Origin of the sequence: Planotetraspora sp. GP83, from assembly GCF_041262585.1 — a bacterium.
GTDB lineage: Bacteria > Actinomycetota > Actinomycetes > Streptosporangiales > Streptosporangiaceae > JAOEGB01.
On record NZ_JBGCBZ010000011.1, the window covers coordinates 188247 to 201509 of the forward strand.

Below are 13263 nucleotides of genomic sequence, written 5' to 3' on the forward strand. Positions count from 1 at the left end.
GACCTGCCCGGCCTCCACCTGCCCGGCCTCCACCTGCCCGGCCGCCGCTTGTCCGGGGTCGATCACGCCTCCTCGCCCTCGCGCATCGGGATCCGCACGCCGCGCTCCTCGGCGACCTCGGCCGCGTGGTCATAGCCCGCGTCGACGTGCCGGATGACGCCCATGCCCGGGTCGTTGGTCAGCACGCGGCGGATCTTCTCGCCCGCGAGAGCCGTGCCGTCCGCGACGGTGACCTGGCCCGCGTGGATGGAGCGGCCGATGCCGACGCCGCCGCCGTGGTGGATCGAGACCCACGACGCGCCGGAGGCGACGTTCACCATCGCGTTGAGCAGCGGCCAGTCGGCGATCGCGTCGGAGCCGTCGAGCATCGCCTCGGTCTCCCGGTACGGCGAGGCCACGGACCCGGCGTCGAGGTGGTCGCGGCCGATGACAATGGGAGCCTGGAGCTCGCCCGAGGCCACCATGTCGTTGAACCGCTCCCCGGCCTTGTCGCGCTCGCCGTACCCGAGCCAGCAGATCCGCGCGGGCAGGCCCTGGAAGTGGACGCGCTCCCCGGCCATCCGGATCCAGCGGGCCAGCGACTCGTTCTCCGGGAACAGCTCCAGGATCGCCCGGTCGGTGGCGGCGATGTCCTTCGGGTCGCCCGACAGCGCGGCCCAGCGGAACGGGCCCTTGCCCTCGCAGAACAGCGGCCGGATGTAGGCGGGCACGAAGCCGGGGAAGTCGAACGCCCTGCCGTACCCGGCGAGCTGGGCCTCGCCACGGATCGAGTTGCCGTAGTCGAAGACCTCGGCCCCGGCGTCCTGGAAGCCCACCATGGCCTCGACGTGCCTGGCCATCGACTCGCGCGCCCTGGTCGTGAAGCCCTCGGGATCCTTGGCCGCCTCGGCGGCCATGTCGTCGAACGCCACCCCGATCGGCAGGTAGGCCAGCGGATCGTGCGCCGACGTCTGGTCGGTGACGATGTCGATCTCCGCACCCCGCGCGAGCAGGTCGGGCACGGCTTCCGCCGCGTTGGCCTCGACGCCGATCGAGAGCGGCCTGCGCTGGTCGCGGGCCTCGTAGGCGAGGCGGAGGGCCTCGTCGAGGTCGGCGGCCCGCACGTCGAGGTAGCGGTGCTCGATGCGCCGGTCGATCGACCGGGGGTCGCAGTCGATGCAGATCGCCACACCGTCGTTCATGGTGACGGCGAGCGGCTGGGCGCCGCCCATGCCGCCCAGGCCGGCCGTCAAGGTGATCGTCCCGGCCAGCGACCCGCCGAACTTCTTGGCCGCCACGGCGGCGAAGGTCTCGTAGGTGCCCTGGAGGATGCCCTGGGTGCCGATGTAGATCCACGACCCGGCGGTCATCTGGCCGTACATCGTGAGGCCGAGTTGCTCCAGCCGGCGGAACTCCGGCCAGGTGGCCCAGTCGCCCACCAGGTTGGAGTTGGCCAGGAGCACGCGGGGCGCCCACTCGTGCGTCGTCATCACGCCCACCGGGCGGCCGGACTGCACGAGCAGCGTCTCGTCGGCCTTGAGCGTGGCCAGCGTGCGGGTGATCGCGTCGAAGGAGCGCCAGTCGCGCGCGGCCTTGCCGGTGCCTCCGTAGACGACCAGCTTGTCGGGATGCTCGGCCACCTCGGGGTCGAGGTTGTTCATCAGCATGCGAAGGGCGGCCTCCTGCTGCCAGCCCCGCGTGTTCAGCGTCGTGCCGCGCGGCGCCCGGACTGGACGCGGACCGCTGCTCTGCATGTTGGACCTCCCCGCCGGCCACTGCCGGACCAGTCTAAGACATTCATTCACATCTAAGGAGAATGAATAGATTCAGTCAATAGCAGGCCGCGGCTAATCGGTGAAGAGACCCCGGGCCGCGGCCGAGTGCTCGAACGCCTCCAGCCGGGCCTCGGCCCCCGGGATCTCGTCGACCATCGACTCCAGCAGCACCCGGCCGAGCATCATGGGCGCGCAGGCGGTGTCGAAGACGAGCTGGGTGCCCACCGCCGCCGGCAGCAGGACGTCCGACAGGGTCGCGGCCGGCGCGAAGGCGCTGTCGGCGATGGTCACCACGCTGAGCCCGGCCTTGCGCGCGATGGACAGGGCGTCCATCAGCTCGGCGGGGTAGCGCGGCAGCGCGAAGCAGAGCAGGGCGCTCGCTCCGGCTCCCACCGCCTGCTCGATCCGGTCCGCGAGCATGGACCCGCCCTCGTTGATCAGCCGGACGTCGGGGTGGACCTTGCCCGCGAAGTAGGCGAAGCCGGCGGCCTGGGCGGCGGCCGCGCGCAGGCCGAGCACCAGCAGCGGCCTCGACGGCGCCAGCAGACGGGCCGCCCGCACGACCGGCCCCATGTCGGCCAGCAGCCCCGCGAGGTGCTGCAGGTTGGCGATCTCCGCCAGCACCGCCCGCTGCGGCTCGCTCAGCGACGTGTCCGCGCCCTTCTCGCCGGCGGCCGGGGAGTCGGACACGCCGAGCCCCCGGATCTCCTTGCGCAGCGCCGGGTAGCCGTCGAACCCGAGCGTCATGGCGAACCGGGTCACCGACGGCTGGCTCACCCCCGCCAGCTCGGCGATCTCCACACTGGACAGGAAGGCCGCCTGCGCGGCGTGCTGCACCAGGCAGTGCGCGATGCGCCGCTGCGCCGGGGTCAGCCGGTGCCCTTCGAACAGGCGCAGCAGGCGCGCCTCCGGCGCGGCGTCGTCCGGGTTCATGGCTCTCCAAGGGGGGTGCGTCCGTTACAGCTCGGCCAGGGCGCCGAGGAGGCCCGCCGCCGCCGCCACGTCCGCTGTGAGGGGGCGGTCCTCCATCGACGGATCAAGTGTGGCGTCCGCCAGCGCGTACGCCCGCCCCGCCGGGAGAGAAAGGTCGCTCCACTCCGCCTTCTTCACGTCGTCGCGCTGGCGCAGCGCCCGCACGGCGGCGACCAGCTCACAGCCGAGGACCAGCCGGTACGCCTCGACCATGCGCAGCGCCTGGCGGGACGCCTGCGAGGCGAAGCTCGCCGCCTCCTCCACGCTCCGGGACAGTACGGCGTGGCCGAGCGAGGCCGGGGCGGCGGCGTTGCGCATCTCGGCGATGGCGGCGTTCGCGCTGTATTCGAGGATGAGCATGCCGGAGCCCGCCGACACCTCGTCGGCGAGGAACGGCCGGAGGCCGGTGATGGCCGGTTCGGCGAGGGCCGACAGCCGCGCGGCCGACAGCCGGGCGGTCGGCAGCGTGGCCAGGGAGAGCTGGTCGAGGGCCAGCGCCAGGTGCGCCGAGTAGAAGCCGCCGTGGTGGTAGGCGGCGGGCCCGTCGGGGCCGTCCGCGCTGATCAGCGGGTTCTCCGCGCCGGCGTTCAGCTCGATCGCGAGCACGCGCTCCAGCGCCTCGGACGCCTCCAGCGCAGGCCCGTGGATCTGCGGGAAGCAGCGGAAGGCGTACGGGTCCTGGATGCGGCCGGTCGGCGGGCCCGGCCGGTCGGGCCCGCCCACCACCCGCCGGACCTCCGCCGCGGCGCGGACGTTGCCAGGATGGGGCCGGGCGGCGTGGACCGGCTCGGCGTACGCCTCCAGCGAGCCGCCGACGGCGAGCAGCGAGAGCCCGGCCACGACGTGCGAGGCCCGGAGCAGCCCCTCCACGGCGCTGCGCGCCAGCGCCGCCTGCCCGAGGGTGAGCGCGTTGCTGCTGATCAGGGCGAGCGCGTCGCTCGTTTCGAGGCTGATCGGGAGCGGCGGGGTGGAACGGCGGCCCGCGCCGCCGTCTCCACCGTCGCCACGCTCGCCAGCGTCGGCGGCCACGAGCCAGGGGTGCTCTCCGGCGAGGGCGAGCCCGAGCTGGGACAGCGCGGACAGGTCGCCGGTGCCGACCGCGCCGTACTCGTTGACGAGCGGATGCACCCCCGCCTCCACCGCCGCGGCGAGTGCCTCGACCACCTCGACGCGGAGCCCGGCGCCGCCCGCGAGAAGCTGGTTGAACCGTACGGCCAGCATCGCGCGAACCTGCCTGCCCGGCAGCGGATCGCCGATCCCGCCCGCGTGGCTGCGAAGCAGCCGCAGGCCGTGCAGCCCGAGGTCGCCGGGCGCGACGTCGAGGGTGCGGTTCGCGCCGACGCCGGTGCTGCGCCCGTAGACGCGCCTGGTGGCGACCAGCTCATCCGCCATGCGCCAGGAACTCGCGACGACGTCGAGAGCCCCGGGAGCCGGCTTCACCCGCGCCCCGCCGTCGGCGATGAGCGCCACCGTGTCGCTGTCCAAGCCGCGTCCGTTCAGCTCGATCAGCGGGATGTTCATGTCTGCATTACGAGACGACATCACGCCCACCCCCCTCCTGATCTGCGCAAACGCGAGTAATCAAGACTTAACATTCAACTATTGACATATCTTCATTCATCCAAGAGTCTGCATGACTACATGCAGAACGGCAAGGTGGTGTCAATGATCCGATTCGACTCCGTGACCAAGCGGTTCCCCAACGGCACGACGGCGGTTGACGACCTCTCGGTGGAGTTCTCCGAGGGCGGCATCACCGTGCTCGTGGGGTCCTCCGGCTGCGGCAAGACCACCACGCTCCGGATGGTCAACCGGCTGGTCGACCCCACGACGGGGACCATCACCCTGGGCGGGCGCGACGTCCGCGACCTGCCCGCCGCCCGGCTGCGGAGGGGCATCGGATACGTCATCCAGCAGGCGGGCCTGTTCCCGCACCGCACGGTGCTGGACAACATCGCCACCGTGCCGACGTTGCTCGGCTGGGGGCGGCGCAAGGCGAGGGCCCGCGCCGCCGAGTTGCTGGAGGTCGTCGGCCTGCCCGCCGACGCCGGCAAGCGCTACCCGAACCAGCTCTCCGGAGGCCAGCAGCAGCGCGTCGGCGTCGCCCGGGCGCTCGCCGCCGACCCGCCCGTCCTCCTCATGGACGAGCCCTTCGGCGCCGTGGACCCCGTCGTCCGCGCCCTCCTCCAGGACGAGCTCATCCGGCTCCAGGGCGAGCTGCGCAAGACCATCGTCTTCGTCACCCACGACATCGACGAGGCCGTACGGCTGGGCGACCAGATCGCGATCTTCCGTACCGGCGGCCACATGGTGCAGTGCGCCCCGCCCGCCGAGCTCCTCGCCCGGCCGGCCGACGACTTCGTGGCCGGGTTCCTCGGGTCCGAGCGCGGGCTCAAGCTGCTCTCCCTCGTCACGCTGGCCGGCGTGCCGTACGAGCCGGTCGGGTCCGTACGGAGCACCGCCACCGTGAAGGAGGCGCGCGACGTGGCGGCGGGGCGGTGGCTGCTGGTGGTCTCCCCCGACGGCGGACCGGCGGGCTGGCTCGACACCGACGCGCTCGACGGGCTGCCGGGCGCCTCCGCCGTGAGCGGCCTGGCGCTCGTCCCCGCACGCGGGCTCCGCGACTCCGACTCGCTGCTGTCGGCGCTCAACGAGACGGTCTCCTCTCCCACCGGAGTGGCGGTGCGGGTGGACGCCGCTGGCGTGGTCACCGGCGTCACCGGGCAGGACGTCCTGCACGCCCGCCAGCGGAGCCTGACGTGACCATCGAATGGCAGTGGCTGTCCACGCACACCGATGATCTGTGGGCGCTCACGCTCGACCATCTCGCGACCGCGATTCCGGCCGTGCTGCTCGGCCTGCTGATCGCACTGCCGCTGGCCGTGGTCGCGCATCGCATCCGGCCGCTCCGGGGAGTCCTGCTCGGGCTCTCCAACATCATGTTCACCGTGCCGTCGCTGGCGCTCTTCGTCATCCTGCTGCCGATCACCGGGCTGACCAGGACGACCGCGATCACGGGTCTCACCATCTACACCCTGGTGGTCCTGCTGCGGAACACCGTCGAGGGACTCGACAGCGTGCCCGCCAAGGTGCGGGAGGCGTCGCTGGCGATGGGCAGAGGACGGGTCGGCACCCTTCTTACGGTCGAGCTGCCGCTGGCCCTGCCCGTGATCATGGCGGGGGTCCGGGTGGCCAGCGTCATGACGATCTCCCTGGTGAGCGTGGCCAGCTACATCGGGTACGGCGGGATCGGCCAGCTCTTCACCGACGGCTTCCAGCGGAACTTCCCGACGCCCGTCATCGCCGGAGTCGTCCTCACGCTGCTGCTTGCGCTGGCCGCCGACGCGGTGCTCGTCCTCGTGCAGTGGCTCTGCACCCCGTGGATCCGGAAGGGAGCACACGCGTGATCGACCTGTTGTCGCAGCTGGCGGCCTGGCTGACCTCCTCCGGCCAGTGGGCCGGCCCGGAGGGCATCGCCCAGCGCCTCCTGGAGCACGTCCAGTACTCCCTCCTGTCCACCGTCGTGGCCGCGCTCATCGCCCTGCCCATCGGCCTGTTCATCGGGCATACCGGCCGGGGCGCGTTCTTCGCCATCAACATCTCCGGGTTCGGGCGCGCCCTTCCGACCGTCGGGGTCGTCACGCTCGTCTTCCTCGCCAGCGGGCTCAGCATGACCCCGGTGTACATCTCCCTCATCGCCCTCGCCATCCCGGTGATCGTGACGAACACCTACGCGGGCATGGTCGCGATCGAGGCCGACACCAAGGACGCCGCCCGCGGCATGGGGATGACCGGCCTGCAGTCCCTGTGGCGGGTGGAGATCCCGCTGGCCGCCCCTCTGATCATGACGGGGCTGCGGCTGGCGGCCGTACAGGTCATCTCGACCGCCACGATCGCCGCGTACGTCAGCTTCGGCGGCCTCGGCCGCTACATCTTCGACGGGCTCGCCCAGCGCGACCTCACCCAGGTCCTGGGCGGGGCCGTGCTCGTCGCCGGCCTCGCCGTGACCGTCGACCTCATCCTCGCCGGGCTCAACCGCGTCCTGTTCCGCCATCGCCTCACCTAGTCCCCCGCCTTGTAACCCCCCGCCTAGTCACCCCTCAGTTTGGGAGCCTCCATGAACCGCAGGAACTTCGTGGCCGGCGCGCTCGCGCTCGCCGTGCTGCCCGTGCTCGCCGCCTGTTCCGGGGGCGCCACCACCCTCGACACGCCGGCGTCCGCGCCGGGCTCCGCCGCCGCCGGCGACTCCGCGATCGTGATCGGCACGGCCAACTTCTCCGAAAACCAGATCCTCGGCTACCTCTACGCCGACGTCCTCAAGGGCGCCGGGCTCACGGTGACCGTCAAGCCCAACCTCGGCTCGCGGGAGATCGTGGTGCCCGCTCTGCAGCACGGGGACATCGACCTCCTGCCGGAATATCAGGGCAGCCTCCTGCTCTACTTGGACCCGAAGGCCACCGAGAGCGACTCCGACGCCCTGCAGCAGGCGCTCACCGCCAAGCTCCCGCAGGGGCTGTCCGTCCTGCCGCCGTCGGCGGCCGAGGACGCGGACGTCTTCACCGTCACCAAGGAGAGCGCCGCGAAATACGGCCTGAGCACGCTCGCCGACCTGGCCAAGCACAACGGCAAGCTCGTCTTCGGCGGACCGGCCGAGGACAAGACCCGCCAGATCGGCCTGGTCGGCCTCAAGGACGTCTACGGCGTCGAGTTCAAGGCGTTCAAGTCACTCGACGCCAGCGGGCCGCTGGTCAAGGGGGCTCTCAAGAGCGGCGACGTGGACGTGGCCAACCTCTTCAGCACCGACGCCGACATCGTGAAGAACGGCTGGGTCATGCTGGCCGACCCCAAGCACCTCATCCCGGCCCAGCGGATCGTGCCGCTGATCCGCACCGGCAAGGCCACCGAGACGGTCAAGACGGCCCTCGCCAAGCTCAACACCGCGCTGACCACCGAGGAGCTGAGCAAGCTCGACGCCCTCGTGGACGTCGAGCACCAGGACCCGGACACCGTGGCCGCCGAGTGGTCCAAGGCCCACGGCCTGTCCGGCTGACAAATCAGGTGCCCGGCGACCGGGGGTGGGAGTTCGACGGCAACCGTACGGTGCGCAGGAACGCGGGCAGCAGCCAGGGCCGCGGACCATGGACGATCACCTTGCCGGTGAGCGCGGCCCGCGCCTTGCTGATGCGGCCGAACAGCATCAGGTGGAGCGTCACCGGATCGAAGGACAGCCGCACATCCGCGCCGGGGCCCGGCTCTTCGACGGACACCCGGCCGTCGCGCAGCACCATCGTCACGGGGACGGTGTGCCTGGAGCGGAACTCGACCGCGATGCGACGGGCGTTCGGGGGGGCCGTGTTGTCGTCCAGCAGATGCCCGTATTCGTGGCTGATCATCCCGATGAGGAAGAGATCGAAGAACAGCGCGGCGTCCGCCGGCGGCATCGGCCAGCGCGCGCCCGTGGCGCGGGCGATGTCCCACCCATGGATCAGCAGCTCGTTGATCAGATGAGCGACCACCCCCGCCACGGGCACCCGGGCGCTGCCGAGCCACGTCACCGGCATCCCGGGGTCGAGGTCTTCGCTCGCCCGGAGGATGTCGTCGATGTCGGCGCGCAGCCGCTGGGCGAGGACCCGCGGATCCCGCTCGGTGTAGTGGCCCAGAACCATGTCGTTGAGCTGGGCGACGGTGTCCACCGTGGCGGCCAGGATGTCCCGCTCGATGGTGGGGAACGGGTGCGGGGTCGTGTCCGGCCGCAGGATCGCGGGATACCAGGAGGCGATGGTGCCCACATGCGCGGCGGTCTCGGCCACCGACCACTCCGCGGTCACCTTGGCATGGGGATCGCGCGTCGCGCACACCATGTCCGCGAACCGCTCGCCGGTCTCTCTGAGGGAGCTACGTGCCGCCTCCCACTGACTGTGCGTGATTTCCCCGGCCACGTTTCCGCCCTCCAGAGCTCTCTGGACCGTGCTCTCTGGACCGTGCTCTCTGGACCGTGCTCTCTGGACCGTGCTCTCTGGACGGGGTCAGGCTACCAAGCGGCCGGCGGGCCGCCGTTATCCTCGCGTGCGCTTAAGCTCGCGTGGCGATCCGGAACGGCATGGAGGCAGACCGATGAGCGACTCGACATCTTCCGCGCGGAGCACACGGACGGCGGAGGCCGCGTTGCACGAGGTCGCCCCCGGCGTACATGCCTGGATCCAGCCCGACGGCTCGTGGTGGGTCAACAACGCGGGCGCCGTCATCGGCGACGACGGCGACGGGGGCGACGGGGGCGACGGGGGCGTGGTGCTGATCGACACGTGCGCCACGGCGGCGCGGACCCGGCGGTTCCTCGGGGCGGTCGACGCCGTCTCCGGTGGAGCGCCGGTGCGGCTGGCCGTGAACACGCACCTGCATGGCGACCACACGCACGGCAACGCGCTGCTCCCCGAGTCGGCCGTCATCGTCGGCCACCAGGCGACCCGGGACGGGATCCTGGCCGACACCCTCCTCGCGCACACGCCGCCGGTGTGGTCGCCGTCACCCGACTGGGGGATCGCCGCCCACCGCCCGCCCACCGTCGTCCTGCGGGACGAGCTGACGCTCTACGCCGGGGACCGGCGGATCGAGCTGTCGCATCCGGGATATGCGGCGCACACCCAGGGCGACGTCGTGGCGTGGCTTCCCGGCGAGCGCGTGCTGTTCACCGGCGACCTGATCTTCCACCAGGTCACTCCGCTGGTCTTCATGGGGAGCCTGGAGGGAGCGCTCGACTCGCTCCGCTGGCTGGAGCGGTTCCCGGCGGAGCTCGTGGTGCCGGGTCACGGCCCGCTGATCGACGGGGACGGCTTCGCGGACGTCCTGGAGACGCACGCCCGGTATTACCGCTTCGTCCTGGACACCGCCCGGCGGGGCCGTTCCGAGGGTCTCACCCCGCTTCAGGCGGCCGAGCGCTGCGACCTGGGCGAGTTCGCGGCGTGGCCGGACAGGGAGCGCATCGTCCTCAACCTGCACCTCGCCTACGCCACCGCCGACGGCGCAGCGGTCGATCTCTTCGCCGCCTTCGACGACGCCATCACGTTCAACGGCGGCCCCCTCCACTGCGCTCTTTAGGCTCTTCAGGGCCTCTCAGGCTCTCTTCAGGCTGTCAAAGCCGCTGGGCGCCACGCCCCGGCCTGTGGGCCGGACGGCGTGACGCCCAGAGTTCGCGCTCGCGGGGTCAGGCGGCCTGTCCGGCGCGGAGGGCCTTCAGCGCTCCGCCCCAGGCGACGACCTGGTCCAGCGTGGCATTGAGCGTGTCCTCCTGGTGCGCCCCGGGGGCGAAGACGCTGAAGTTCTCGAAGTCGGTGAACAGGGACAGCGCCACCTGAGAACGCACATCGGCGACCTGCAACTCGCCCATGATGAGCCGGAGGTGCTCAACGGCGCGCGTCCCGCCCACGCTGCCGTAGCTCACGAAGCCCGCCGCCTTGTTGTTCCACTCCGCGTACAGGAAGTCGATGGCGTTCTTCAGCGCGCCGGAGGTGGAGTGGTTGTACTCGGGCGTGACGAACACGAAGGCGTCGAACGAGGCGATCTTCTCGGCCCACGCCTTCGTGTGCGGCTGGCTGTACTGGCCCAGAGAGGGCGGGAGCGCCTCGTCGAGGTGGGGGAGGTTGTAGTCCTTGAGGTCGACGAGCTCGTACTCGGCGTCATCCCGCTTCGACGCGATGTCGAACACCCAGTTGGCCACGGCCTCGCCGTTCCGGCCCGGCCGGGTGCTGCCCAGGATGATGGCTACCTTGGTCATTGTCCTACTCTTTCCCTCGATTAAAAATCTGTCAGGCCGATCATCTGGTTGATCGATCAACCATATCGCACCACAAACCCGCATGACACGTCAACCATTCCGCCGTATTCTTGACACATGAGTGAGGTCCGATGGCTCGACGATCGGGAGCAGCTCGTCTGGCGGGGGTTCCTCTCCATGCAGTCGCGCCTGTTCAGCCGGCTGGAACGCCAACTCCAGCGCGAGACCGGGCTGTCAGGCGCCGACTACGCCGTGCTGGTCAGCCTCTCCGACTCGCCCGACGGCAGCCTCAGGCCCTTCGAGCTCGGAGCGGAGGTCGACTGGGAGAAGAGCCGCCTGTCCCATCACCTGCGGCGCATGGCCGACCGCGGCCTGGTGAAACGCCACACCTGCGACACCGACGGCCGCGGCGCCGTCATCCTCATCACCGACGCGGGCCGCGAGGCGATCGAGAAGGCCGCGCCGTACCACGTGGAGGAGGTCAGGCGCTGGTTCATCGACCTGCTGACTCCCGAGCAGCTCCAGACCCTCGCGCAGATCTCCCAGACCGTGATCGAACGGCTCGCCGCCGAAGACCCCGGCCCCTGACTGCGCGGGCCGGGGCGGCGCAGGATGGGTGCGTTTCCGCCTCTGGCAGCACCGACGGAGGGTCATGTACCTTCGCCCACTTTCTCGTCCTTGACGAGCGATGGCCAACGACGGGCAAAGCTGCCCGAGCAGGGCGGCGATCCAGGGCGCGGGCCCGCGTATGCGGTTTAGGCTAGTTTCGGCTGGTTCGTCCACATGCCAGTAAGTACCGGCGGATTCCCCCACTCCGGCAGCGGTTCGAGGGAAGGAAGTTGGACATGACGCTGATTGGGTGCGTCCACGAGCTGGAGAAGCTGGAAGAGAGCGTCACCGGCCTGCGATCGCAGCTTGACCGGGCGATCGACCGGCAGCGGCGCTTCGCCGCCGACGTCTCGCACGAGCTCCGCACACCCGTCGCCGGTCTTCGGGCACAGCTCGAGGAGGCACAGCTTAACCCCGGCGAAACGGACCTGAACGGCCTGATCGATCGCGCCCTGCGCGATGTCGACCGGCTGCAGGCGATCATCACCGACCTGCACCTGCTGGCACAGCTGGAGGCGTCCACCACGCCGTCGCCCCGGGAACGGGTGGACCTCGCCGAGCTGGTCCAGTCGGTGGTCTCCCGGCGGGTGGACATACGCCAGGTCAAGCTGCAGCTCGAGCGCGGTGTCGTGGTGAGCGCCGTCCCAGCCAAGATCAGCCGTGCGCTCATCGAGCTGCTCGACAACGCCCAGCGGCATGCCAAGCGAACCGTCCAGGTGTGGGTCCGCCGCATCGACGACACGGCCGAGATGGCGGTCGCCGACGACGGCGAGGGAATCACGTTGCCCGACCGGGAGCGAATCTTCGAACGGTTCGCCCGGCTCGACGAGGCGCGCTGCCGCGACCGCGGCGGCACAGGTCTCGGCCTGCCCATCGTCCGCGCCGTCGCCACCGCCCACCAAGGCACGGTCGGGGTCGAGGACTCACCTATCGGCGGCGCGGCCTTCGTGATCCACCTTCCGCTGGCCGACGTCTCGGCGCCGGCGTCGCCCACTCCCGTCCCCGGGGGGTATGACGCCACCAGCTTCACGCCCAGCTCCTGAAGTCCTTTCGCCGGAGCGAAAGGTCGCTGTCCACAATCGGCCACTACCGATGGTTAGCAAATACTCGCAATCCGCTGCCAGGCGGTACATCAACGGCGATAGTCGGAGGGTTCAGGTTTTCCCGAGACCGAAAGGCCACGATGAAATCCTCCGCCCGGCACGCCTTATCCCGGCACGCCTTAGCCCGATACGCGCTGGCCCTCCTGCTGGGAGCCGCGACAGTCGCCCTGTCCCCGCTCCTCGCCACGCCGGCATCCGCGACCCCGCCAGAGGTGGCGTTGTCGCTGTCGTCCGCACAGGTCAACACCGGCGACTCGGTGACGGTCACGGCGACCGTCACCAACATCCACGGCTTCACCGTCCTCAACGCCACCGCGCGAGTGTTCAGCAGCCCGGCGAGGCTGCCGTCGTTCGCCACGCTGACCGGGTGTGAGGGCGCGATCGGCCCCTGCACCACCCTGTCGGACGGCGGCGGCCCCATCGGCTTCGAGGCGCCGGTCGGAGCCCTTTCGGGCGGAGCGTCGGCGACCGTCGTCTTCACTCTGTCGATCGCGCAGGACGCGGAGGACGGCGACCAGACCATCCGTGGCCAGCTCGGCGGCTCCAACTACGCGTCGGACGTGGCGGACGGGCCGGTGCTGACCATCCTCGGCCAGGCGGACGCCGCCGTCGGCCTCACGGCACAGCCCAAGCTCGCACTGCTGGTACCGAAGATCGAGTTCACCGTGCGGGTGACCGACAACGGGCCGGCCGCGCTGCGCGGTTCGACTGTCACGACCCCGCTGCCGGCGGGTCTCACCGCCGTGTCGAGCGACTGCGGCACCACCTCGGGGACCGTCACGTGCACCACCGGGCCGGTGGCGCCGGGATCGTCGGTGACGAGGAAGTTCTCCGTGCCCGTGGGGCTGCTGTCCATCGGCGTGCCGTACACCTTCACGGCGACGCGAACGGCGTCGGCGCCGCTCGATCCGGTCAGCGGGAACGACTCCGCCCAGGTCCAGTGCACCGTGGTGTCCGTCGTGCTGGTGACCTGCCACTAGGGCCCCTTAGTAAGCCGGCCAGGCAACCCGTCGCCGTGATCACGCAGGGTTGCCCGGGAAGCTCGGGGACGTGC

General features: G+C 70.9%; 13 protein-coding genes. 8 read left to right on the forward strand and 5 right to left on the reverse strand.

Going from position 1 to position 13263, the window contains the following annotated elements; translation table 11 throughout:
* Nucleotides 1-62: 62 nt before the first annotated feature.
* The 3 genes from hutU to ABH927_RS17790 form a co-directional block, all read right to left on the reverse strand.
* On the reverse strand, nucleotides 63-1733 hold the full coding sequence (gene hutU, locus ABH927_RS17780; protein WP_370022855.1) for a urocanate hydratase: 1671 nt from the start codon (nucleotides 1731-1733) through the stop codon (nucleotides 63-65).
* A 93-nt stretch (nucleotides 1734-1826) separates the two neighbouring features.
* Nucleotides 1827-2687, reverse strand: a complete 861-nt coding sequence (locus ABH927_RS17785; protein ID WP_370022857.1) for a MurR/RpiR family transcriptional regulator — start codon at nucleotides 2685-2687, stop codon at nucleotides 1827-1829.
* A gap of 24 nt (nucleotides 2688-2711) precedes the next feature.
* On the reverse strand, nucleotides 2712-4247 hold the full coding sequence (locus ABH927_RS17790) for an aromatic amino acid lyase (RefSeq protein WP_370022859.1): 1536 nt from the start codon (nucleotides 4245-4247) through the stop codon (nucleotides 2712-2714).
* A 144-nt stretch (nucleotides 4248-4391) separates the two neighbouring features.
* On the opposite strand from ABH927_RS17790, the gene ABH927_RS17795 reads away from it, so the two are divergent.
* The 4 genes from ABH927_RS17795 to ABH927_RS17810 are packed head-to-tail and all read left to right on the forward strand — an operon-like array spanning nucleotide 4392 to nucleotide 7776.
* Nucleotides 4392-5489: an ABC transporter ATP-binding protein gene (locus ABH927_RS17795; RefSeq protein ID WP_370022860.1), complete on the forward strand. Its 1098-nt coding sequence runs from the start codon at nucleotides 4392-4394 to the stop codon at nucleotides 5487-5489.
* Nucleotides 5486-6133, forward strand: a complete 648-nt coding sequence (locus ABH927_RS17800) for an ABC transporter permease (protein WP_370022862.1) — start codon at nucleotides 5486-5488, stop codon at nucleotides 6131-6133. Before ABH927_RS17795 ends, ABH927_RS17800 begins: the two co-directional genes overlap by 4 nt.
* Nucleotides 6130-6792: an ABC transporter permease gene (locus ABH927_RS17805; RefSeq protein ID WP_370022863.1), complete on the forward strand. Its 663-nt coding sequence runs from the start codon at nucleotides 6130-6132 to the stop codon at nucleotides 6790-6792. Before ABH927_RS17800 ends, ABH927_RS17805 begins: the two co-directional genes overlap by 4 nt.
* A 51-nt stretch (nucleotides 6793-6843) precedes the next feature.
* The gene (locus ABH927_RS17810) at nucleotides 6844-7776 is read left to right on the forward strand and encodes an ABC transporter substrate-binding protein (RefSeq protein WP_370022864.1); all 933 of its coding nucleotides are present in this window, start codon (nucleotides 6844-6846) and stop codon (nucleotides 7774-7776) included.
* Between the two features lie 4 nt (nucleotides 7777-7780).
* Here ABH927_RS17810 and ABH927_RS17815 read toward each other — a convergent pair whose 3' ends face one another.
* The gene (locus tag ABH927_RS17815; RefSeq protein WP_370022866.1) at nucleotides 7781-8665 is read right to left on the reverse strand and encodes a maleylpyruvate isomerase family mycothiol-dependent enzyme; all 885 of its coding nucleotides are present in this window, start codon (nucleotides 8663-8665) and stop codon (nucleotides 7781-7783) included.
* Nucleotides 8666-8840: 175 nt separating this feature from the next.
* Here ABH927_RS17815 and ABH927_RS17820 point away from each other — a divergent pair, with 175 nt between their 5' ends.
* Nucleotides 8841-9821, forward strand: a complete 981-nt coding sequence (locus ABH927_RS17820) for an MBL fold metallo-hydrolase (protein ID WP_370022868.1) — start codon at nucleotides 8841-8843, stop codon at nucleotides 9819-9821.
* A 106-nt stretch (nucleotides 9822-9927) separates the two neighbouring features.
* On the opposite strand, the gene ABH927_RS17825 is transcribed toward ABH927_RS17820, so the two are convergent.
* Nucleotides 9928-10497 carry an NADPH-dependent FMN reductase gene (locus tag ABH927_RS17825; RefSeq protein ID WP_370022870.1) on the reverse strand — a complete coding sequence of 190 codons (570 nt, stop codon included), beginning with the start codon at nucleotides 10495-10497 and terminating at the stop codon, nucleotides 9928-9930.
* Between the two features lie 117 nt (nucleotides 10498-10614).
* On the opposite strand from ABH927_RS17825, the gene ABH927_RS17830 reads away from it, so the two are divergent.
* The 3 genes from ABH927_RS17830 to ABH927_RS17840 all read left to right on the forward strand — a co-directional run bounded on the left by ABH927_RS17830 (nucleotide 10615) and on the right by ABH927_RS17840 (nucleotide 13189).
* Nucleotides 10615-11085 (forward strand): MarR family winged helix-turn-helix transcriptional regulator, encoded by a 471-nt coding sequence (locus tag ABH927_RS17830; protein WP_370022872.1) that lies wholly within the window; start codon nucleotides 10615-10617, stop codon nucleotides 11083-11085.
* Between the two features lie 257 nt (nucleotides 11086-11342).
* A complete protein-coding gene (locus ABH927_RS17835) occupies nucleotides 11343-12149 on the forward strand; it encodes a sensor histidine kinase (protein WP_370022873.1) in 807 nt (268 codons plus the stop codon).
* Between the two features lie 140 nt (nucleotides 12150-12289).
* Nucleotides 12290-13189 (forward strand): hypothetical protein, encoded by a 900-nt coding sequence (locus ABH927_RS17840; RefSeq protein ID WP_370022875.1) that lies wholly within the window; start codon nucleotides 12290-12292, stop codon nucleotides 13187-13189.
* Nucleotides 13190-13263: the final 74 nt, after the last annotated feature.